Genomic DNA, 22,507 nt, shown 5'->3' on the forward strand with positions numbered 1-22,507 from the left:
AAACTGCCCAGGTTCTAGATACGCATCAAGCCTTCTCTTGGTGGAGCGGAGTCTGGCAGCTTTACGTTCCAAACGAATCCGATGCGTTCAAGTATGGTAATCAGCCAAAAGCCCGGATCGGTTTGACCTTTTTCGATGCCAAGCCGCGCGGAATGCGGAAAAGCATGATGATTGCCGTGCCAGTTTTCCCCAAAGGTGATCAAACCAAGACGGGGCAGGTTAAACCCTTGAACGGGAAGGCCTGCTATCCGCCATCCTTGTTGGCCACGCTTATGTGCGAAATGACCAACCATCCAGTGACCGACCAGAGATACAAAGATCCTGAGCGAACATCCCCAGAAAACCCAAGCTATTCCTCCAAGTCCGAAGAGAGCAAGGGCAAGAGGAACTTGCTGAAGCATCCAAGTTCTCTCCATGACTGAGTACATTCTGCTAAAGTGGACACGGTCCTCCAAGATAAACTGTGGAGGTCTTTCAAGTTTGAATTCACAGCACAGTTGCCACCATGCATCCCTAATAAAATGCGTGTCATGAGAGGGGTGCGGAGGACAATCCTTTTGCCGTTGGTGCCAGTCCCGCATGTCATGGGTTTTTATCATGCCTATCGGGCCAGCCATGCCGACCAAAGTTCCTAGCCATACTAGCAAAAATTCGATTGCTTTAGTGGTTTCGAAGCTGCGGTGTATAAGCAAACGATGCATGCCAACAGAATGTCCGGCGCAAATTGTCACTGCTGTGAGGATTAAGAAAACAGTAAACGCGTCAATTGCGGGGAAGAAGACCATGCCCGTAAGGCCCAAAACACCGTGAAACAATAGCCAGACTGCTTTGCTCGGAACAACGTGGATCTTACCGCAAGTTGCAGACGTGACACTTGAAGACAGATACCGTTCAGTTGAAACCAGCGAGTTCATAGTGCGCAAACTTCTCCATTGCGTGTAAGCCCTGATAACGCTCTCCCTTGGCGTGCTATCGCAGTGCGACCGAAAGCAAAATCGGAAAGAGCTGTTGCCAAAGAAAAAGGGGCGCCCGCAGGCACCCCTCCGTAACGTGAATTTGGGATAGGCTTAGCCCAGCAGCTCTTTTACCTTGGCCACTGTGCCCTCAGCCGTGATGCCGAAGCGTTCGAACAGCTCGCCTGCTGGTGCAGACGCACCGAAGCGGTCCATGCCGACGAAACCGGCTTTCTTCTCCTGGCCGCGCTCGCCCAGCAGCCAGCGGTCCCAGCCGCCGGCGCGCATGGCGGCCTCAATACCCACACGCACCGGGCCTGCGGGCAGGACCTTGCGGCGGTAGGCTTCGTCCTGCTGCGCAAACAGCTCCATGCAGGGCATGGAGACGACGCGGGTGCCGATGCCTTCCGCTTCCAGCTTGGCCTTGGCTTCCATCGCGACGGATACCTCGGAGCCGGTGGCGATCAGGATTACCTGACGCTTACCCTCGGCCTCGGCCAGCACATAGGCGCCTTTTTCGACCATGTTGGTCAGCTTGTGTTCGGTCCGCACGGTCGGCAGGTTCTGACGGGTGAGCGTCATCACCGACGGGGTGTCCTTGGACGTCAGGGCGATTTCCCAGGCCTCGGCGGTTTCCACGGTGTCGGCGGGGCGGAACACATAGGTGTTCGGGGTCGCGCGGCAGATTGCCAAATGCTCCACCGGCTGGTGGGTCGGGCCGTCTTCGCCGACGCCGATCGAGTCGTGGGTCATCACAAACACGGTTGGGATCTTCGACAGAGCGGCCAGACGCATCGCCGGGCGGGCATAGTCGGTGAAGCAGAAGAAGGTGCCGCCGTAAGCCCGCACGCCGCCGTGCAGCACCATGCCGTTCATCGCCGCAGCCATGCCGTGCTCGCGGATGCCCCAATAGACATAGCGGCCCTTGCGGTTGTCGGTGTCAAAGGTGCCGAGATCACCGGTCTTGGTGTTGTTGGAACCGGTGAGGTCAGCCGAGCCGCCCACGGTTTCCGGCATCAAGGGGTTGATGACGGCCAGCGCCATTTCCGAGGACTTGCGGGTGGCAACCGATGGCTGCTCTTCGCTCACCTGCTTTTTCAGCGCCTTGATGGCGGCGGACAGTTTCTTGGGCGCGTCCAGCGCATAGGCGCGGTTGAAACGGTCCTGCTTTTGCGACGACAGCTCAGCAAAACGGGTTTCCCAGGCTTCACGCTCGGATTTGCCGCGCGCACCGATTTCTTCCCACTGGGACTTAATCTCGCTCGGCACCTCAAACGCGCCGCCGGTCCATCCATAGGCGTCTTTTGCCGCCTTCAACTGGTCCGCGTCGGTCAGGGCACCGTGGCCCTTGGAGGTGTCCTGCGCGGCGTGGCCTAAGGCGATATGGGTCTTGCAGGCGATCATCGACGGTTTCTTGGACTTCTTGGCGGCCTCGATGGCCTCGTTGATGGCCTTGGGGTCGTGGCCGTCGATTTCCAGCACCTGCCAGCCCGAGGCCTTGAAGCGCTGCACCTGGTTGGTACGGTCGCTGAGTTCAACAGTGCCGTCGATGGTGATGTTGTTGTTGTCCCAGAACACAATCAGCTTGCCCAACTGGTGGCGGCCGGCAAGGCCGATGGCCTCCTGGCTGATACCTTCCATCAGGCAGCCGTCGCCGGCGATGACATAGGTGTGGTGATCCACGACCTTCTTGCCGTAATGTGCGCGCTGCATTTCTTCTGCCATGGCAAAGCCGACGGCGTTGGAGATGCCTTGGCCCAACGGGCCGGTGGTGGTTTCAACCGCGTCCAGCAGGAAGTTTTCCGGATGGCCCGCAGTCAGCGCGCCGGTCTGGCGGAAATTCTTGATCTGATCCAGGGTCACCTGGCGGTCGCCGGTAAGATACAGCAGCGAATAGATCAGCATCGAGCCGTGGCCCGCCGACAGGATGAACCGGTCGCGGTCCGGCCACTGCGGGTTGGATGCATCGAATTTGAGGTGCTTTTCGAACAGCACGGTCGCTACATCGGCCATGCCGATCGGCATTCCGGTGTGGCCGGAATTGGCGGCGGCGACGGCGTCCAGTGCCAGCGCGCGAATGGCGGCGGCCTTGTTCCAATGGTCGGGATTGGCGGTGCGCAGGGCTGTCAGGTCCACTTGGATCGTCCTTTGGCGTTAACAGGCAATTGCTGCGCTCAATAACAGCGATGCCGCAAAGATCAAGCATGGTTGCGCCTATGTCTGCTATGTTGCGCGAAGTTGGCGCGGCAAGTGGTTGAAAGACAAGGGGGGGTGTTTTATCCCTGAAAGGGAAGAACTGGCCCATGTCGGCGGCAGATGCGCGATTCGCGCGGGCGCCGGAATGAATATGGCACTGATGTGGACGGGTGAGGGACAGGCATGAACCAGATTGAAGAATTGCAAGGCCGCATCCAGGCGGCGCTGGAACGTATCGGCACCGGCACGGCTGCGCTGCAAGAGGCGCGCGAAGCGGATAAGGTCAAGGCCGCAGAGGTTGCTGCCGAGGCCGCTAAGGCGGCGGAAGCGGCTGCTGCCGGGGCTGCGACGGCTGAGATTGAACAGGCGCTGGAAGAAGAAAAGCTCGCCAATGCCCAGCTTGAAGAGCGGGTGAAGGTGCTGCGCGCACGGCTGCAGGAAGCCGGAAACCAGGCTCCCGCCGCAAATGAAGATATTGCGGCGATGGAAGCCGAGCTGCAGTTGTTGCGCAACGAAGCTGGCGATCCGGCGGAAAAGGAAGCCCTGCGCGGTGAAGTTGCGCGCCTTAAGGGCGAGCTGGAGGCCGCGGCAAATACCGCCGCCAGTGACAAGGAAGCGCTGGAAGACCAGCTGTCTGAGGCCCAGGCTGCCAATGACAGCCTGAAGGCCCAGCTGGAGGAGGCGTCGGCTGCTGCGGCAGCACCGGCGGAAGCGGCCCCGGCCCAGGACAGGGGCGCCGAGATTGAACGCCAGAATGACACCCTGCTGCGGCTTGATACCGAACTGCAGCAGTTGCGCCAGGCCAACGAGGAACTGCGGGCCTCCAACACCGCGCTGCGCGATGCAAATGCCCAAAGCCTGGGCGATGCCGGGTTGATCAACACCGCCATGGAAGCCGAGATCGTGGGCTTGCGCGCGGCGCAAGCCAGCGACCAGGCCCAGGTTAACGCGGTGCTGGCCAAGCTGGAACCGCTCTTGGCCAATGCCCGCAACCTGCCGGAAGGGGAGGAAGTCTGATGCCCGAAGTAACGATAATGATCGGCGGCCGCGGCTTTGAGGTGTCCTGCCAGGAGGGTGAGGAAAGCTATCTGCATTCTGCTGCCAAGATGCTGGACGACGAGGCGCAGGTGCTGTCGGACCAGATCGGCCGGATGCCCGAGGCGCGGATGCTGCTGATGGCCGGGTTGATGCTGGCCGACAAAACGGCGGCGGTTGAGGACCGGATCAAGGAAGTCGAGGCCGTCCTGGCTGAGCGTGACCAGGAGCTGGCGGATCTTCGCGCCATGCCTGCACCGGAACCGGAGCGGATCGAAGTCCCGATCGTGCCGCCGCAGGTCGCCGAGAGCCTGGCCGAACTGGCCGCCCGGACCGAAGCGCTGGCACAGGAAATCGAAGAAAAAGCCCAACCGGCAGGCTAAGAGCCCGCAGGCTGGGAACCGGCAGGCCAGGAACTGGCGCGCGCCTGTGCAGAGGCGGAGGAAAGCGGCAAAATATTGTTCGTTTTCCGGCCTTTGCCGGACCCGCCGGAAACACTGTTTTTCATGTAATCAGGCCGCCCGATGCTCGTCTGCGGCGGGTGTTTGCGGTAGCTTCACCGCAGGGGAAGAAGTCCTGACGCAGTGGAGCAGCACAGAATGTACGAAGCATTGATCCTGGGAGTCTTGTTGCTGGCCGGCGCCTCGGCAAGTGCTTATGACTTTGACCTGCCGCTGCCGGAAGAAGAGCAGCCCGATACAGAACCCACGGAAAATTCCGACCGCCTGCAGCTTGGCGATGAGGCGGACAGCATTGATGCCGGCAGCGGCAATGACCAGGTGCGTGCCGGTGGCGGCGATGATACGGTCTCCGGCGGCCTGGGGCTGGACATCCTGCAAGGTGAGGGCGGCGCAGATCTTCTGTCTGGTGGCGAATTCCACGACATTCTGCTGGGCGGTGCGGGCGCGGATGTGCTGGACGGCGAAGGCGGCAAGGATATCCTGTTCGGCGGCACCGGCGACGACACGCTGATCGGCGGGGATTGGGATGATGTGCTGGCAGGCGGGGAAGGTTCGGACGACTTGTCCGGCGGGCGTGGCAACGACAATCTCTTTGGCGTCAGTGTTGACCCGGAGCCGGACGCCGGGACGCTGAAATCCCTGCGCGACGGCAAGGTGCTGGCAGAGAATATTTTTGCCCTGTCCGCGGATGATGAGGCTGACACGCTGGACGGCGGAGATGGCAACGACTTCCTGGCCTTGGGGGCAGGGGATACCGCCATTGGCGGCAGCGGCAAGGATGTGTTTGAGCTGCACCGTGATCCGGATGCAAACGGCGTAATCACGATTAAGGACTTTGAGGCCGGCACCGATACCGTTCGGGTCGCTGGCGGCAATACCGGCGGTTTCAGCATCCAGCGGGAGGAAGACAGCGGCGATGCGCTTGTCCTGGAGAACGGCAAACTGGTTGCAAGGCTGCTGGGGGCCGGCGACAGTTTTGCCTTGGAAAACCTGGGCTTTTTGGGCAATGCATCCGCGAATGCAGGCTGACCCGGCCTGAATAGCCACCGGTTTCGCGGCTGTGATTGCAGACCTGATTTCACTGTTTCTCTATGGGGAACAAACCGTTTACGGCAATTTTTAGGCAAAATAACAACAAAATCTGGACCAATTTGAAGAATTCCCGTAGCTGAGTTGTGATGTATTTCTGCTTTCTACTTTTGGGGGACTAAATGATTGGCGCACTTGTTCTAAGCACATTGGCAGTTGCCGGCCTGGCGATCAGCTTTGATGACGGCGATGATAACGCGCCCGAGCCGGATCCCATTGACGAAAACCCTGAACCTGTTCTGCCGGGGACCCTTCCTACGGATGGGCCGGACGATCTGATCCTGGGGGATGAAGACGATGTTCTGGACGCAGGAACCGGGGCCGACCGGGTGCAGTCCGGGGGCGGCAATGATCAGATCTCGGGCGGCGAGGGCAAAGACACAGTTCTGGCAGGCGACGGCAGCGACACGGTGTCCGGCGGCGCGTTTCATGATCTGATCTACGGTGGCAACGGCAATGACCTCCTGTCCGGCGACGGCGGCCTCGACACGATTTTCGGTGAAGGCGGCAACGATACGCTGGACGGCGGCGACTGGAACGACTCGCTGGTTGGCGGCCTGGGCTATGACAGTCTGACAGGCGGCATCGGAAACGACGTGCTGATTGCCGGCGCCGGAAAAGACGTGGCCTATGGCGGCGAAGGCAATGACACCATCTCCGGCGGCGAATTTCACGACATTGCCTACGGCGGTGCCGGAAATGACTCGATTTCCGGCGATGGCGGCATCGACGTTCTGTTCGGCGACGGCGGCGACGATACGCTGGACGGCGGTACCTGGGATGACGACCTGATCGGCGGCGACGGCGCGGATGTTTTGAATGGCGGCGCCGGCAATGATGCCTTGAGCGGGGTAAACCTGACGCGGGACCTGACACCGGAAGAGATTGCCAGCCTGCGCGACCAGGATGAGGGTGCAACGCTTGAGGGCGTCGGCTTCTCCAACGCGGCAGATGGCGCGGATACGCTGGATGGCGGTGCCGGCAATGACTTCCTGCTGATGGGCGCCGGCGATACCGGAACCGGCGGCGAAGGTCAGGATAACTTCGGCCTGTATATGTCGCAGGACGCAACCGGTGTCATCACCATCACCGATTACACGCCGGGCGAAGACGTGGTCCAGCTGGTTTTTGACAATGGCAGCGAAACCGTGAATGCCGACGACTACAGCGTTGAAAACGATGCGGAAACAGGCGATGCGCTAATCCTGCAGCAGGGCGAGATTGTGGCCCGGTTGCAGGGGGCCGGCGATACCTTTACCGCCGATGACCTGGTGCTGATCGACGCAGCGTAAAACCCCGCATCCGTCACGAAACAAAAAAGGCCTGCCGCAACAGAATGCGGCAGGCCTTTGTGATGAAAAGAGCCTTCAGCTTTTAACCGTTGGCTTCGCGGATCTTGTCGGCAGCATCCTTGTCAAAAGCGATGCTGTTCTGTTCGAACATGCCATCCAGCTCGCCTGACAGGGTCATCTCGGTGATGATGTCGCAACCGCCGACGAATTCGCCCTTGATGTAAAGCTGCGGAATGGTCGGCCAGTCGGAGTATTCCTTGATGCCGGAGCGGATGTCCTCATCCGCCAGCACGTTCACATCGGTGTAGTCAACGCCGATGTAGTTCAGAACCCCAGCCACGCGAGAGGAGAAGCCGCACTGGGGCATTTCCTTGGTGCCCTTCATGAACAGCACCACGTCGCTGGCTTTGACGGTTTCGTCGATGCGGTTTTTTACGTCGGTCATTGGTTCATGTCCTTTTCGTCGTGCCGTCGTGGGTGGACCGGCAGAAAGTCGTTGAGCGCGAGATATGCCACAATTGGCAGCAATAAAAGGGCCGCGGCCGGAGAAACTTGATTTCCCGCAAATTCAAGCAGCCAGCCCAGGCGGATTACTCTGGTGCTTTTGTCGTCAGGGCCAGGGCGTGCAACTCACCATCGGGGCCGTCCATCTTGCCTTTCAGCGCGGCATAGACGGCGCGCTGCTGCTGGACGCGGTTCTTGCCGCGGAAGCTTTCGTCGACGACCATGGCGGACATATGCACCCCGTCGGTGCCGGCCACTTGGATTTCAGCGTCGGGGAAGCTCTCGCGCAGCAGTTCTTCGATTTCATGGGCTTGCATGGGCATCCGGGGAAGTCCTTTGTCTTGTTTGGTAAAAATGTAGGTTGGTGCCGGGGGCTGTGCAAGCGGGATTAACCGCGGTCTTGTGCAAAGGGCGCGATTGTCTCGACGAATTCCGGCACTGCCGCCAGGGCGTCCTGTACGGCCTCTTCCTCAAATTCCCAGATGGAGGAAGCCTCATCCGGGCACATTGCGGCAGTCAGTTCGTTGCAACGGTTGCGCAAGTCCTGGGGCAGCAGCAGCGCAGCGGCCTCCTGCAGCACCAGAAGCGCTTCGTGGATGGGCCGCAGCACCCGCAGGGCGTGGGTCATATGGGTCAGCAGGTCCGGGTCATCCTGCCAGGTTTCGCCGTCAAACAGCACTTGCGTAACCCTCTGGCCGGCCCCGGCGCAAGAATAGGCGACGCAGCCGCCAAAGCCGCAGGCAGCCAGGCTGGAGTGAATGCTGCATCGGAAATCCGGAGCGAGGTTGGGGCAGGGGGTATCTGTCTGTTTCAGCAGGCCAAAGTCCTCATGCGCCTCAAACGGATAGGCCACACAGCACAGACCTGCGCAGCGGCTGCAATCCTCTGTCAGCTCAGGAAGGGTCATGGGCCGGTCCCCGGTTCAAAACAAAGGGCGGGACGGCTGTGCCACCCCACCCTAAGCATCAGTCTGCTGCGGCGCCGGATCAAAGGCGCCGCGTGTTTCCATCAGGCGACAGCAGCGGCAAAGCTGGAGCGGAAGATGTCCTTCAGCTCGGCCAGCGGCGCCTCGGATCCGCCGATCTTGACCATGTCGCCGCCGAACTTGCCGACAGTAACCAATGGCACACCGGCCTGGCCGGCGGCCAGCATCAGCGCCTCGGCCTGATCAAAGTTGCAGGCGATCAGGTAGCGCGCCTGGTCTTCGCCGAAGACAGTCTGGGTGTCGCCCGCGTCAATCTGCACGCCGACGCCGGCTTCCTCGGCCAACTCGAACGCCGCCAGCGCCAAGCCGCCGTCGCCAAGGTCGGTGCAGGCTTTGATGAAATCGCGATTGGCGCGGATGAACTCGCCGTTGCGCTTCTCAGCCTCCAGATCTACCGCCGGGGCGTCGCCGTCCTCGCGGTTAAAGACCTCGGCCAGCAGCGCCGACTGGCCCAGGTGGCCAATGGTTTCCCCCACCAGCAGGGCGACATGGCCGTCGCGCGCTTCGCCGGTGATCGGCTCTTCGCCCGCGGCAATCAGGCCGACGGCGCCGATGGTTGGGGTCGGCAGGATGCCCTTGCCGTCGGTCTCATTGTACAGCGACACGTTGCCGGAGACGATCGGCATATCGAGCGCCGCAACCGCCTCGCCGATGCCTTTGATGGCGCCGACAAACTGGCCCATGATCTCGGGCTTTTCGGGGTTGCCGAAGTTGAGGTTATCCGTTGTTGCCAAGGGCTTGGCGCCCACAGCTGTCAGGTTGCGATAGGCCTCGGCCACCGCCTGTTTGCCGCCCTCATAGGGGTTCGCCATCACGTAGCGCGGGGTCACGTCCGAGGTGAAGGCCAGCTTCTTATCCGTGCCATGCACCCGGACAATGCCGGAACCGGCGCCGGGCCGGCGGGCGGTATCGCCCATCACGGTGGTGTCGTATTGTTCGTAGACCCACTGCTTGCCCGCGTAGTTGGGCGAGTTGAGCAGCGCCTTGAGGCCATCAATCGGGTCAATGGTGGGAACGTCGGCGTCGGCCAGCGGTTCAGCCGCCGGGGTCGGGACCCAGGGGCGGTCGTATTCCGGCGCGGTGGAGGCCAGTTTGGACAGTACCAGATCCGCCTTCACGTCACCGTTGTGCAGGATCAGGAAACGGTCTTCTGCAATGGTCTCGCCGACGATGGCAAAGTCCAGGTCCCATTTCTCGAACACCGCACGCGCTTCGGCTTCCAGCGACGGCTTCAGCACCATCAGCATGCGTTCCTGAGATTCCGACAGCATCATCTCATAGGCTGTCATGTTCTCTTCGCGCTGCGGCACGTCTTCCAGGTTCAGTTTGACGCCCAGCTTGCCCTTGTCGCCCATTTCCACGGCCGAGCAGGTGAGGCCCGCCGCACCCATGTCCTGAATCGAGATCACCGCGCCGGTCTGCATCAGCTCCAGCGTGGCCTCCATCAGGCGCTTTTCAGTGAACGGGTCGCCAACCTGAACGGTAGGGCGTTTTTCCTCGATGGTGTCGTCGAATTCTGCCGAGGCCATGGTGGCACCGCCGACGCCGTCACGGCCGGTCTTGGCGCCCAGGTACACAACCGGCATGCCAACACCCGACGCGGCGGAGTAGAAGATGGCGTCGGTCTTCGCCAGGCCCGCAGCAAAGGCGTTCACCAGGCAGTTGCCGTTATAGGCGGGGTGAAAGCGGACCTCACCGCCCGCGCAAGGCACCCCAAAGCAGTTGCCATAGCCGCCGATGCCCTCAACCACGCCGTTGACCAGCTGACGGGTCTTGTGGTGGGACGGCTCGCCAAAGGACAGCGAGTTCATCGAGGCGATGGGCCGCGCGCCCATGGTGAAGACGTCGCGCAAGATGCCGCCAACCCCGGTTGCCGCGCCCTGATAGGGTTCGATGTAGGAGGGGTGGTTGTGGCTTTCCATCTTGAAAACAACGGCATCGCCGTCGCCGATATCGACGATGCCGGCGTTCTCGCCGGGGCCGCAGATCACTTGCGGGCCGTCGGTCGGCAGGGTGCGCAGCCATTTCTTGGAAGACTTGTAAGAGCAGTGCTCGTTCCACATCGCCGAGAAGATGCCCAGCTCGGTGAACGTCGGCTCGCGCCCGATGATTTCCAGGATCAGATCGTATTCGTCGGGCTTCAGCCCGTGATTGGCAATCAGTTCAGGCGTGATGGCGGGTTCCTGCATCCGTAAACGTCCCCAATGGCTGCGATTGCGCGCCTTTTAGGGCAAGGAGGGGCGCGGGGGAAGCGGAATTAGACGAATTCCGGCCAGATGCCGGCCAAGGCGTCTTTGCGCCGCAGCGGCTGGCCTGCTGAACAGGGTTAAGCTTTAGTCTTTTCAAAGCGGTAGAATTGCGGGCGCGGAGCCGGACGGGCGCTGAAATTACAAGCATGACGAAAGTCCGCACTGGTTGGAAAAAGAAAGGAAAAGACTTTGTTTTTTTCGTGCTGCTATCCAAGGGCATGTCCGGACCCAATGGCGGGCCGCCGCAAGCTGTCAGGATCAGGGCACGCTTATCCAGACCGCCTGTCGATCAATACCCCTTTGGGACCAATGTGTTACGGCCAAAAAAAAGGCCGAGCACTAAGCTCGGCCGAAGTCCAACAGGGAGGTATGAAGGGGGGCGAAGCCGCCGCCTCCATGAGCTTCATTTAGGGCGCCGGGCCTGCCCCTTCAAGGGGATTAATGCCAAAGATGGGTCAATGCTGGTATGCGGAAATTGCATGGCTTGGGGTGCTGCACCGGTTCAAACAATTCAAAACGGGCCACGCCGCTGCATTGCAGCGCGAATTTAGCCCGTTGATGCGCTGGCGCGGTTCAGAGTTTGCCCAGCTCTTTCATGTGTTTCCGGTGCGCCATGATTTCGGATTGCACAAAGTCGCGGAACGCGCCGACCCGCTGCGAATGGCGCAGTTCTTCGGGATAGGCGAGGTAGACCGGAACGCTGTGCTGATCCTCTTCCGGCAGCACCTCGACCAGTTGCGGGAATTCCTCGGTCACATAATCCGGCAGGATACCAACACCCAGATTGTGCAGCACGCCCTGCAGCACGCCGAAGTAATTGTTCACCGTCAGCAGCGATCCCGGGTTATGCGCCATCAGCATTTTGCCCAGCACCGCGGCTGAGCCCACTTGGGCGGACCGCTGGTTCTGGCAGATCAGCCGGTGCTGGGAAATATCTTCAACGGTTTCCAAGGTGCCGCGCTGTTCCAGATAAGACGGCGAGGCATAAAGCCCCATCCGCACCGTCATCAGCCGTTTGCGCACCAGATCTGCCTGGCTCGGCTCCTTCATGCGGATGGCCACATCAGCCTCGCGCATCGGCAGGTCCAGCACACGTTCCTCCAGCATCAGGTCGATCTTCAGATTGGGGTATTGTTCATACAGTTTGGTCAGCCGCGGCGCCAGCCACAGGGTACCGAACCCGACAGTTGTAGTGACACGCAGTTCGCCGAACACTTCCTCCTCGCTGTCGCGGATGCGGGCAGAGGCGGCTTCAAGCCGGGTGGACATGGATTGGGTGGCGTCAAACAGCAGCTCACCCTGTTCGGTAAGAATCAGTCCGCGCGCATGGCGGTGGAAAAGCGTCGCATTCAGGCTTTCCTCCAGTGCCCGGATCTGGCGGCTGACCGCCGATTGCGACAGATTCAGCCTGTCACCGGCATGGGTCAGGCTGCCCGCATCGGCCACCGCGTGAAATATTCTGAGCTTATCCCAATCCATATGCGTTACTTTCTGTGCGTTTGGGGCCGACTGTATGAAATCTTAGTTATGTATCAGTTTCGCTGACGCAAGCGAGCAAAAACGAAAAAAAAGCAGCTATTCAGGTCAGTAATTATGACCTATTCTTGGGGTCAGAAAGTGCAAGCTAATCCCGGTTGAGGAGGCCACGATGAGCACGCCGAAAATCTCACTTAATGACAAATACGACCTGACGAAATCGCCGGTGCTGCTGAATGGCACCCAGGCGCTGGTGCGGCTGATGCTGATGCAAAAGCACCGCGACCAGGCGGCAGGTCTCAATACCGCCGGGCTTGTCACCGGCTACCGCGGTTCGCCCTTGGGGGCGGTCGATTTGCAAATGAGCAAGGCCGAAAAGCATCTGAAGGCAGCGGATGTCACCTTTCAGTACGGGCTGAACGAAGACCTGGCCGTGACCGCCCTGTGGGGTTCGCAGCAGGCCGAGGTCCGCGGCGAAGGCAAATACGACGGTGTCTTTGGCCTGTGGTACGGCAAGGGGCCGGGTGTTGACCGCTCGGGCGATGCGATCCGCCATGCCAATATGGCCGGCTCGTCAAAACACGGCGGCGTGCTGTTGGCGATGGGCGATGACCACACCGGCGAAAGCTCCACCGTGCTGCACCAGTCGGAATGGTCGCTGCTGGACTGCTACCTGCCGATCGTCAGCCCGGCGGGTGTTCAGGAAATCCTGGACTACGGCATCTATGGCTATGCGTTGTCGCGATTCTCGGGCCTGTGGACCGGCCTCAAAACCATGAAAGACACGATTGAGGTCACCTCGGTTGTGGATGCAAACCCGGACCGGATGCAGCTGGTCACGCCGGAATTCGATATGCCGGCCGACGGGCTGAACATCCGCCTGGACGACGACCGCTTCCGCCAGGAAGACCGGATTATCGACTACAAGCGCTTTGCGGCAGAGGCCTTCAGCCACGCCAACAAGATGGACAAGCGCATGTGGGGCAAGCCCGGCGCCAAGATCGGCTTTGTGGCCGCCGGCAAGAACTGGCTTGATCTGGTGCATGCGCTGAAGCTGCTGAACATCGACGAAAACATGGCCGAACGGCTGGGGCTGACCACCTATAAGGTGGGTCAAACCTGGCCGATGGACATGAAGGGTTTCCACGATTGGGCCGAAGGGCTGGATCTGATCGTTGTGGTCGAGGAAAAGCGCAAGCTGATCGAGATCCAGATCAAGGAAGCGATCTTTGACGACCGCCAGGGCCGCCGGGTCTATGGCTGGTACAAGGGCGGCGCCGGCAGCATGCACCGCGAGGAGCTGTTCCCGACCCGCTATGCGCTGGATCCGATCATGATCGCCGAAAAACTGGGCGGCATCCTGATTGAGGAAGGCCGCGAGACCGAGGCCATCCGTGCCGGCCTCGAAAACCTGTCAGAGGCCCGCCGCGCCGACAACGCCGAGGAAATCGCAACCCGCTTGCCCTACTTCTGTTCCGGCTGCCCGCATAACTCGTCAACCAAACTGCCGGACGGTTCCCGCGCCTATGCTGGCATCGGCTGCCACTTTATGGTGCAGTGGATGGACCGCGAGACCACCGGTTTCACCCATATGGGCGGCGAAGGTGTCAACTGGGTGGGCGAGGCGCCGTTCTCCAACCGCAAGCATGTGTTTCAGAACCTGGGCGACGGCACCTATAACCACTCCGGCGTACAGGCGATCCGGGCCGCATTGGCCGAAGGCACCAACATCACCTACAAGATCCTCTATAATGACGCGGTGGCGATGACCGGTGGCCAGCAGGCCGAAGGCGGGCTGACCGCGCAGCAGATCGCGCATGAGCTGACCGCGATGGGCGTCAAGACCATCGCGGTGGTCTATGACGAAAAAGAGGATGTGGACGCGTCCCTGTTCCCGGCGGGCATGCGGATGCATGAACGCGCCGAAATGATGAAGATCCAGCGCGAGTTCGAACAGGTCGAGGGCGTTTCCGCCATCATCTACATCCAGACCTGCGCCGCCGAAAAACGCCGCCGCCGCAAGAAGGGCCAGTTCCCGGACCCGGACCAGCGGGTGTTTATCAACACCGACGTCTGCGAAGGCTGCGGCGATTGCGGGGTGCAGTCGAACTGCGTCTCCATCGTGCCCAAGGACACCGAACTGGGCCGCAAACGGGCGATTGACCAGTCGTCGTGCAACAAGGACTTCTCCTGCGTCAACGGCTTCTGCCCGTCCTTCGTGACAGTCGAGGGCGCTAAGATCCGCAAGGAGGCGACGGCCGACATCGACCTGCCGCATCTGCCAAAGCCGGAACTGCCGGCCATTGACGGCACCCACAACGTGGTAATCACCGGCGTCGGCGGAACTGGCGTTGTGACCATCGGCGCCATTCTGGCGCAAGCCGCACAGATTGACGGCAAGGGTGCCGGGCTGATGGAAATGGCCGGCCTAGCCCAAAAAGGCGGCGCAGTGCATATCCACTGCCGGATTGCCAATTCACCCGATGATATCTCGGCGATCCGCGTCGCCACCGGCGAGGCGCATGCGCTGATCGGCGGTGACCTGGTGGTGAGTGCGGGGGCCAAGACCCTTGGCCTAACCTCTACCGGCCGGACCGGCGCAGTGGTGAACAGCCATGAAATCATCACCGGCGAGTTCACCAAGAACACCGAGTTCAAGGTGCCTTCGGACCGGTTGGAAGTGGCGCTGCAGGCCCGCCTGCGCGACCGGGTCGATTTGTTCGACGCGTCCGAACTGGCCCGCGCCACCATGGGGGATTCGATCTTCTCCAACATGATGGTGTTCGGCGGTGCCTGGCAGCGCGGCCTGGTGCCTGTCAGCCATGAAGCGGTCGAGCAGGCCATCACGCTGAACGGCGCTGCTGTTGAGCGCAACCTGCGCGCCTTTGACATCGGCCGCTGGGCGGTGCTGCACCCTGAAGACGCAGCCCGTCTGAGCCAGCCGGACGCATCAGAAAAGCCGAAAACCCTCGAGGAGAAGATCGCTTTCCGTGCCGATCATCTGGTCGCATATCAGGGCAAAGGTCTGGCCAAGCGTTATGCCAAGCTTCTGGAGGGCGTCAACGATCCCGCGCTGAAAGAGGCGGTGGCAAAGGGCTATCACAAGCTGTTGTCCTATAAGGACGAATACGAAGTCGCCCGCCTGCTGCTCGACAGCCGCGCCAAGGCGGAGGCGGAGTTTGAAGGCGATCTCAAGCTGTCCTATCACCTGGCACCGCCGATGCTGGGCGGCACCGATGCGGACGGGCGTCCGAAAAAGCGCAAGTTCAGTGCAAGCATGGAGCACGGGTTCCGCCTGCTGGCCAAGCTGAGATCCTTGCGCGGCACACCGCTCGACATCTTCGGCTACACCGAGGAACGCAAGATGGAGCGCGCCCTGATCAAGCAATATGAAGCGGACATGATGGAGTGGCTGCCGAAAGCGGCGCCGGACATCATGGAGCCTCTGCTGGCATTGGCTGAATTGCCGCTCTCGATTCGCGGTTTTGGTCCGGTGAAGATGGCAAATGAGCAGAAAGCCGCGAAGCGCCGTGAGGAGCTGCTGGCAGCCCTGCGCCAGGGCGGCGTGCCGCTGAAACAGGCGGCAGAGTAACCAGGGGCAGGGCGGGGACACTCCCGCCCGCTCCGGACCATCCGCAGGATGGTCCTTCCCGGTTGGGCCCGGCGCCGCGCTGACGCGCGGCGTTTGCCGTTCCGCCGCTTCTTTCTGGTCCTGAATACCCCGGGGTCCGGGGCAGCGCCCCGGTCTGGCTTTGCAGCAACGATACTTGCGGCGTTCTGGCGCCAATGGCCAAAGACACAAAAGCACTTATGGATTTCTTTCGCAAAGCGACGTATGAGCTTTCTTCAGTACCGCTCAAATCCTACGGGTACGGGGTTGAGTTCGAAGAGAAACACCACGCGTGAGAAGGCGACATGGCTGTAGGCATCTTTGATTCAGGACTGGGCGGGCTGACCGTCCTTGACGCCGTGCAGAAACGTCTGCCGGATTTGGATTTCCTTTATTACGGCGACAACGCCCGCGCGCCCTACGGTGTGCGCGATGCCGAGGATGTCTATCAGCTGACCAGGGCTGCGGTCGAAGATATGTGGAGCAAAGGCTGCGATCTGGTGATCCTGGCCTGCAACACGGCCTCTGCGGCGGCGCTGCGCCGGATGCAGGAGGGCGGGCTGCCCAAGGGTAAACGGGTGCTGGGGGTTTTTGTCCCTCTCATTGAAGCGCTGACAGAGCGGCAGTGGGGCGACAACTCGCCACCGCGCGAAGTCGAAGTGAAACACGTTGCGCTGTTTGCCACGCCTGCAACTGTCGCCAGCCGCGCCTTCCAGCGGGAATTGGCGTTCCGCGCCATCGGCGTCGATGTCGAGGCCCAGGCCTGCGGTGGTGTGGTGGACGCAATCGAGGACGGCGACATGATCCTCGCCGAGGCCCTGGTGCGCTCCCATGTGGATGCCCTGAAACGTAAAATGCCGCATCCGCAAGCTGCCATTCTGGGCTGCACCCATTACCCGCTGATGGAGCAGACTTTCCAGGCGGCATTGGGGCCGGGGGTCAAAGTGTTCAGCCAGGGCAATCTGGTTGCGGACAGTCTGGCGGATTACCTGGCACGGCATCCCGACATGCACGGTACTGGTGCCGGCGGTTTCTTCACCACCGGAAACCCGGGCCGTGTCAGCGACCGGGCGACCCAGTTTCTCCGACGGGAAATCACCTTTCAGGCCGCCTGAGACCAGACCGTTCGGAACCTTGTTCCAGGTCAAAGTGCACGGGCGCATTTCCACCTAATTCTCTCCGCAGATGGCTGCGGAACGGCATATCACATCGAAAGACGAGGTCTGACATGACCCATAAAGTGGCTATTCTTGGCGCTTCCGGCTACACTGGCGCCGAACTGGTGCGGCTGATCGCCCAGCATCCGAACATCGAAATTGCGGCGCTCTCTGCCGACCGCAAGGCCGGCATGACGATGGCGGAAGTTTTCCCGCATCTGCGCCATTTGAAACTGCCGGTACTGTGCAAGATCGGCGAGATTGACTTCTCCGGCATAGATCTGTGCTTCTGCGCTCTGCCGCATAAGACCAGCCAGGAAGTGATTGCGGCACTGCCCGCAAACCTGAAGATCGTGGATCTGTCGGCTGACTTCCGGCTACGTGATCCAGCGGAGTATGAGAAATGGTACGGTAATCCCCATTCCGCGTTGGAACAGCAGAAAGAGGCTGTCTATGGCCTGACCGAGTTCTACCGGGATGAGATCAAGTCCGCGCGTCTGGTGGCCGGCACCGGCTGCAACGCAGCCACCGGTCAGTTTGCCCTGCGCCCGTTGATTTCGGCTGGGGTCATTGATCTGGACGACATTATTCTGGATCTGAAATGCGCCGTCTCAGGCGCCGGCCGGTCGCTTAAGGAAAATCTGCTGCACGCAGAGCTGAGCGAGGGCTATAACGCCTATGCCATCGGCAGCACCCACCGGCATCTGGGCGAATTCGATCAGGAGTTCAGCAAGATCGCGGGCCGCCCCGTAAAGGTGCAATTCACCCCGCATCTGCTGCCGGTCAACCGGGGCATTCTGGCGACCGTCTATGTAAAAGGTGACGCGCGGACGATCCATGAGACCTTTGCCAAGGCTTACGCAGATGAGCCCTTTATCGAACTGCTGCCCTTTGGCGAGGCCCCCAGCACCCACCATGTGCGCGGCTCCAACTTCTGCCATATCGGTGTGGCACAGGACCGGATCGAAGGCCGGACCATTGTGATCGCCACACTGGATAACCTGACAAAAGGTAGCAGCGGCCAAGCCTTGCAGAACGCAAACCTGATGTTAGGTGAGACTGAGACCGAAGGTCTGATGATGGCGCCGCTGTTCCCCTGATCCGGGGGGCGGCGCAGGCAGGGACCTTGAAATGAGGACACCATGAAGAACCTGAAGAAACAGCGCCGGATCCAGGTCATTGCCGTTGCCGCAGTGGCTTTGGTGGTTGCAACCGCCCTGATCGGCTATGCCATGCGTGACGGGATCAACTATTTCCGCTCGCCCAGCCAGGTGGCCGAGGCGCCGCCGAAACCCTCCGAAGTGTTCCGCATCGGCGGGCTGGTTGAGGAAGGCACGCTGCAGCGCGGCCAGGGTGAAACCGTGCGCTTTGCGGTCACTGATGGCGGCGCGACGGTGCAGGTCGCCTATACCGGTGTGCTGCCGGATCTGTTTGAAGAGAACCAGGGCATGGTCGGCACCGGGCGTTACGTGAATGGCGTCTTTGAAGCCTCTGAGATTCTGGCGAAACATGACGAGACCTATATGCCCAAGGAAGTCATGGATGCGCTGAAGGCGCAGGGGGTCTATCAGGAGCCTGAAACCTGAGACCGGTCTCTGACCAAATGGCTCCCGCCCCAAATGCGCCTCCCTTCGGGGAGGCGTTTTGCGTTGGGCCGGGCGCCGCTCGGTGCGCGGCGCGGCAGCGTTCCTGAGGCGGTGTTGCGCAGTATGCGTACGCCGCTGTCAGGAGTTCTTTTCGTATTTTCACGATGATTGCCTCACCAGAAAAGGGTGAGGTTCGATGCAGAGTGTAAAGGAAATCGCCGCTGAGATTGTGGCGCGGGAAGGCGGCTTTGTGAATGATCCGGATGACCCCGGCGGCGTCACCAAATACGGTGTGACCATTGGAACCCTGCGGCGGCTGGGGCTGGATGTGACCGGCGACGGGGATGTGGACGCCGGGGATGTGAAGGCGCTGACCCGCGCGCAGGCCGTGGCCATTTTCATCCGCCACTATTTCGAAGCGCCCCGTATCGCCAGCCTGCCGGAGTGCCTCCAGGCCACGGTCTTTGATATGTATGTGAATGCCGGCAGCAACGCGGTGCGCATCCTGCAGCGATTGCTGCGCGATATGGGGTACAGGGTTGCGGTGGACGGCACAATCGGACCGCAGACGGCAGGCGCCGCCGCTGATGCTGCCACCGTTGATGCGACGGGCCTGCGCGACGCCTATGGCATCGCGAGGCGCAATTATTATTTCCGTCTAGCGGACCGTCGGCCGGCCAGCCGGAAATATGCCCGCACCCGTGCCGGCGGCAAAGGCGGCTGGATCAAACGGGCCGAGGAATTCATCTCGCCGAACTACCATCTGAACCAGCAGGCCTTTCAGGAAAGGATCGCGGCATGGGGATGATCTCAGACATTCTGGGGCTTGTTTTTGGCAGCCAGCGTAATGTCTTGCGGGAAACTGCCGAAGTCTTTCGCGAAAACGCCGAAGCCGGCGCCGGTCGCGCACATGAGGTGCAGATTGCAGCGCTTGGCCAGTTTGGCACCGAATTTCAGCAGCCCGCGAAAGGCTGGTTTGACCGCCTTATGGATGGGGTGAACCGGTTGCCGCGCCCTCTGCTGGCGCTGGGGACGCTGGCGCTGATGGTGTCTGCGCTGAGCGACCCGGTGTGGTTCGCCGCCCGGATGCAGGGGCTCGCGCTGGTGCCGGAACCGTTGTGGTGGCTGCTGGGCGTTATTGTCTCCTTTTATTTCGGGGCGCGGCATCAGGTGAAGGCACAGGAGTTTCAGCACGGTCTGGCGGCCAGCATGGCCCGGGTTCCCCAGGCCGTCGAAAACATCGCCGCGCTGAACAGGCTGCGGGCCGCTTCACCCGCGGCGGCCTCCACCGGAACTGACGCCGCAGCGCGGCTTCAGGCCACGGGCGCAGAGGAGAATCCGGCGCTGGAAGCCTGGAAAGCCCGTCGCGGCTGATCACATTTTAGCGGCTGCGGCGGCATGGCGCGGCGAATGCCATTGGCGCCCGCAACAGACAGGCGTATAGGAAAATACATGATTACAGAGCTTGGCCACTTCGCCCTTATCCTCGCCTTCATGATTGCCATCGTGCAGGCCGTTATCCCCTTGATCGGCGCGCATAAGCGCTGGCCCGGCTGGATGGCCGTGGCGGAACCAGCGGCACAGGCGCAGTTCCTGTTCACCGCCTTTGCCTTTGGGGCGCTGACCTGGGCGTTCATCACCTCTGATTTCTCGCTGAAGCTGGTGACGCTGAACAGCCATTCGGCCAAGCCGATGCTGTACAAGATCTCCGGCACTTGGGGAAACCACGAGGGATCGATGCTGCTGTGGGTGCTGATCGTTGCCCTGTTCGGGGCCATGGCCTCGGTGTTCGGCGGCGGGCTGCCGCCGACGCTGAAGGCGCGGGTTCTGGCGGTGCAGGCAGCGATTGGCGTGGCGTTTTATGCCTTTATCCTGTTCACGTCGAACCCGTTCCTGCGACTGGCGGTGCCGCCGTTTGACGGGCAGGATCTGAACCCGCTGCTGCAGGATCCGGGCCTCGCCTTCCATCCACCGTTTCTCTACCTTGGCTATGTCGGGCTGAGCATGGCGTTTTCCTTTGCCGTGGCCGCCCTGATCGAAGGCCGCATTGATGCCGCCTGGGGCCGCTGGGTGCGGCCCTGGACGCTGGCGGCCTGGATCTTCCTGACCATCGGTATCGGGCTGGGCTCCTGGTGGGCCTATTACGAGCTGGGCTGGGGCGGCTTCTGGTTCTGGGACCCGGTTGAGAATGCCTCGTTCATGCCCTGGCTGCTGGCGGCTGCGCTGCTGCATTCCGCCATCGTGGTGGAGAAACGAGAGGCACTGAAGAGTTGGACCATCCTGCTGGCAATCCTGGCCTTTGGGTTCTCGCTGATCGGGACATTTATCGTGCGCTCGGGTATCATCACCAGCGTGCACGCCTTTGCCAATGACCCGGAACGCGGCGTCTTCATTCTGTTCATCCTGGCCTTTTTCACCGGCGGCGCGCTGACGCTGTTTGCGGCCCGCGCACAGGCGATGGAGGCCAAGGGCGTCTTTGGCATGGTCAGCCGCGAAAGCGCGCTGGTGGCCAATAACATCCTGCTGGCGGTCAGCTGCTTTGTGGTCTTCTTCGGCACTGTCTGGCCGATCCTCGCGGATATGCTGCTGGACCGCAAGCTGAGCGTCGGCCCGCCGTTCTTCAATTCTGCCTTCACCCCCTTCATGATCGCGCTGGGGCTGATCATGCCGGTTGGCGCCATGCTGCCGTGGAAACGCGGCCGGATCGGGCGCACCGCTTCGCAGCTGCGCTATGTTTTTGTTCTTGCGGTGTCGCTGGGCGTGCTGGCCTGGGCGATGCAGACAGGCAAGTCCGCGCTGGGGCCGGTCGGGCTGTTCCTCGGATCCTGGATGGTGTTCGGGGCGCTGGCCGACCTGTGGCTGCGCAGTGGCAAATCGGGCCGACTGCAACGGATGCTGCGGCTGCCGCGCGCCGATTGGGGCAAGGCCGTGGCCCATGGCGGGCTGGGCATTACAATCTTTGCCATCGCCGGCCTGACGGCCTGGGAGCAGGAGGATATCCGCGTGGCCCGCATCGGCGAACCCTTTGACGTCGGTGCCTTTACCCTGATGCTGACGGATGTCAGCCGCGAACAGGGGCCGAACTATTTCACAACCAAAGGCCGGGTCGAGGTGACGCGCAACGGCCAGCCCGAAGCGGTGATGTTCCCGGAAAAGCGCGACTATCCGGTCAGCCGGATGCCAACCACCGAGGCTGCGATTGATTACCGTGTCACCCGTGACCTTTATGTGGTGCTGGGCGATCAGCAGGCCGATGGCAGCTGGACCATGCGCACCTATATCAAACCCCTTGCCAACTGGATCTGGGGCGGCTCGATCCTGATGGCGCTTGGCGGGCTGCTGAGCCTTAGCGACCGGCGCTTCCGCGTCGCCGCCGGTGCGCGCAAATCACCCGGAGCAGGAGTGCCGGCAGAATGATGCTGCGAATAATGATCCTGGCCGTGGCCGCGTTGCTGACCGTCTCGGTGCTTGCACCGGCGCCTGCACTGGCGGTGGAGCCGGATGAGGTCCTGTCAGACCCAGCGCTGGAAAGCCGTGCGCGGGAGCTGTCCAAGGACCTGCGTTGTCTGGTTTGCCGCAATGAAAGCATTGATGAATCCAATGCCGAACTGGCCCGTGATCTGCGTGTCCTTGTACGCGAGCGGCTGGTGGCGGGTGACAGCGACGACGAGGCGATGAGTTTTATCGTCGACCGTTATGGCGAGTATGTGCTGCTGCGCCCCACCACCGGCGGCGCCAACTGGCTGTTGTGGGCTGCTGGCCCGCTGATGCTGCTGGCCGCCCTTGTGATCGCCGTCTTTTATGTGCGGGGACGCGCCCGCGCGCCCAAGGCCGCCGAGCAGGGGCTGAGCGCTGACGAGCAGGAGCGGCTGCGGAAAATCCTGAAGGATTGACGCCGGGTCCGGCTTTCCGGC

At 61.4% G+C, this 22,507-nt stretch carries 19 protein-coding genes and 1 pseudogene; 13 read left to right on the plus strand and 7 right to left on the minus strand.

Annotated elements, in window-relative coordinates; translation table 11 throughout:
* Nucleotides 1-14: 14 nt before the first annotated feature.
* Both K3724_RS09195 and tkt read right to left on the minus strand, forming a co-directional pair.
* Entirely contained in the window at nucleotides 15-914 is a 900-nt protein-coding gene (locus K3724_RS09195; protein WP_259992044.1) for an acyl-CoA desaturase, read from the minus strand.
* 153 nt (nucleotides 915-1,067) lie between these two features.
* On the minus strand, nucleotides 1,068-3,089 hold the full coding sequence (gene tkt / locus K3724_RS09200; protein WP_259992046.1) for a transketolase: 2,022 nt from the start codon (nucleotides 3,087-3,089) through the stop codon (nucleotides 1,068-1,070).
* 243 nt (nucleotides 3,090-3,332) lie between these two features.
* Here tkt and K3724_RS09205 point away from each other — a divergent pair, with 243 nt between their 5' ends.
* From K3724_RS09205 to K3724_RS09220, 4 genes are all read left to right on the plus strand, one after another.
* Nucleotides 3,333-4,166, plus strand: coding sequence for a colicin transporter (locus tag K3724_RS09205; protein WP_259992048.1), 834 nt, complete (start codon nucleotides 3,333-3,335; stop codon nucleotides 4,164-4,166).
* Nucleotides 4,166-4,567, plus strand: coding sequence for a cell division protein ZapA (locus K3724_RS09210; RefSeq protein ID WP_259992050.1), 402 nt, complete (start codon nucleotides 4,166-4,168; stop codon nucleotides 4,565-4,567). Before K3724_RS09205 ends, K3724_RS09210 begins: the two co-directional genes overlap by 1 nt.
* Nucleotides 4,568-4,783: 216 nt before the next feature.
* Entirely contained in the window at nucleotides 4,784-5,674 is an 891-nt protein-coding gene (locus K3724_RS09215; protein ID WP_259992052.1) for a calcium-binding protein, read from the plus strand.
* A gap of 182 nt (nucleotides 5,675-5,856) precedes the next feature.
* The gene (locus K3724_RS09220) at nucleotides 5,857-7,026 is read left to right on the plus strand and encodes a calcium-binding protein (RefSeq protein WP_259992053.1); all 1,170 of its coding nucleotides are present in this window, start codon (nucleotides 5,857-5,859) and stop codon (nucleotides 7,024-7,026) included.
* A gap of 82 nt (nucleotides 7,027-7,108) precedes the next feature.
* On the opposite strand, the gene grxD is transcribed toward K3724_RS09220, so the two are convergent.
* The 5 genes from grxD to K3724_RS09245 all read right to left on the minus strand — a co-directional run bounded on the left by grxD (nucleotide 7,109) and on the right by K3724_RS09245 (nucleotide 12,243).
* Nucleotides 7,109-7,471: a Grx4 family monothiol glutaredoxin gene (gene grxD / locus K3724_RS09225; RefSeq protein WP_259992055.1), complete on the minus strand. Its 363-nt coding sequence runs from the start codon at nucleotides 7,469-7,471 to the stop codon at nucleotides 7,109-7,111.
* Nucleotides 7,472-7,616: 145 nt separating this feature from the next.
* Complete coding sequence (locus K3724_RS09230) at nucleotides 7,617-7,853, minus strand: BolA/IbaG family iron-sulfur metabolism protein (RefSeq protein WP_019297755.1); 237 nt, start codon at nucleotides 7,851-7,853, stop codon at nucleotides 7,617-7,619.
* A gap of 65 nt (nucleotides 7,854-7,918) precedes the next feature.
* The gene (locus K3724_RS09235; RefSeq protein ID WP_259992059.1) at nucleotides 7,919-8,437 is read right to left on the minus strand and encodes a hypothetical protein; all 519 of its coding nucleotides are present in this window, start codon (nucleotides 8,435-8,437) and stop codon (nucleotides 7,919-7,921) included.
* Between the two features lie 101 nt (nucleotides 8,438-8,538).
* The gene (purL, locus tag K3724_RS09240) at nucleotides 8,539-10,704 is read right to left on the minus strand and encodes a phosphoribosylformylglycinamidine synthase subunit PurL (protein WP_259992061.1); all 2,166 of its coding nucleotides are present in this window, start codon (nucleotides 10,702-10,704) and stop codon (nucleotides 8,539-8,541) included.
* A 633-nt stretch (nucleotides 10,705-11,337) separates the two neighbouring features.
* Entirely contained in the window at nucleotides 11,338-12,243 is a 906-nt protein-coding gene (locus K3724_RS09245; protein ID WP_259992063.1) for a LysR family transcriptional regulator, read from the minus strand.
* A 169-nt stretch (nucleotides 12,244-12,412) separates the two neighbouring features.
* Here K3724_RS09245 and K3724_RS09250 point away from each other — a divergent pair, with 169 nt between their 5' ends.
* The 9 genes and pseudogenes from K3724_RS09250 (at nucleotide 12,413) to K3724_RS09290 (ending at nucleotide 22,486) form a co-directional block, all read left to right on the plus strand.
* Entirely contained in the window at nucleotides 12,413-15,832 is a 3,420-nt protein-coding gene (locus tag K3724_RS09250) for an indolepyruvate ferredoxin oxidoreductase family protein (RefSeq protein WP_259992065.1), read from the plus strand.
* 182 nt (nucleotides 15,833-16,014) lie between these two features.
* Nucleotides 16,015-16,146, plus strand: a pseudogene (locus K3724_RS09255) (acyltransferase); the annotation flags it as partial.
* Nucleotides 16,147-16,155: 9 nt separating this feature from the next.
* Complete coding sequence (gene murI, locus K3724_RS09260) at nucleotides 16,156-16,965, plus strand: glutamate racemase (protein WP_259992067.1); 810 nt, start codon at nucleotides 16,156-16,158, stop codon at nucleotides 16,963-16,965.
* 113 nt (nucleotides 16,966-17,078) lie between these two features.
* Nucleotides 17,079-18,107 carry an N-acetyl-gamma-glutamyl-phosphate reductase gene (gene argC, locus K3724_RS09265; protein ID WP_259992069.1) on the plus strand — a complete coding sequence of 343 codons (1,029 nt, stop codon included), beginning with the start codon at nucleotides 17,079-17,081 and terminating at the stop codon, nucleotides 18,105-18,107.
* A gap of 42 nt (nucleotides 18,108-18,149) precedes the next feature.
* Nucleotides 18,150-18,593, plus strand: a complete 444-nt coding sequence (gene ccmE / locus K3724_RS09270; RefSeq protein WP_259992070.1) for a cytochrome c maturation protein CcmE — start codon at nucleotides 18,150-18,152, stop codon at nucleotides 18,591-18,593.
* A gap of 196 nt (nucleotides 18,594-18,789) precedes the next feature.
* Nucleotides 18,790-19,401 (plus strand): holin-associated N-acetylmuramidase, encoded by a 612-nt coding sequence (locus tag K3724_RS09275; RefSeq protein WP_259992072.1) that lies wholly within the window; start codon nucleotides 18,790-18,792, stop codon nucleotides 19,399-19,401.
* Nucleotides 19,392-19,967, plus strand: coding sequence for a holin family protein (locus tag K3724_RS09280; protein ID WP_259992073.1), 576 nt, complete (start codon nucleotides 19,392-19,394; stop codon nucleotides 19,965-19,967). The genes K3724_RS09275 and K3724_RS09280 overlap by 10 nt, the downstream gene beginning before the upstream one ends.
* A 78-nt stretch (nucleotides 19,968-20,045) precedes the next feature.
* A complete protein-coding gene (locus tag K3724_RS09285; RefSeq protein WP_259992074.1) occupies nucleotides 20,046-22,010 on the plus strand; it encodes a heme lyase CcmF/NrfE family subunit in 1,965 nt (654 codons plus the stop codon).
* On the plus strand, nucleotides 22,007-22,486 hold the full coding sequence (locus tag K3724_RS09290; RefSeq protein ID WP_259992076.1) for a cytochrome c-type biogenesis protein: 480 nt from the start codon (nucleotides 22,007-22,009) through the stop codon (nucleotides 22,484-22,486). The genes K3724_RS09285 and K3724_RS09290 overlap by 4 nt, the downstream gene beginning before the upstream one ends.
* Nucleotides 22,487-22,507: the final 21 nt, after the last annotated feature.

The organism is Leisingera sp. M658, assembly GCF_025144145.1.
Classification (GTDB): Bacteria; Pseudomonadota; Alphaproteobacteria; order Rhodobacterales; family Rhodobacteraceae; genus Leisingera.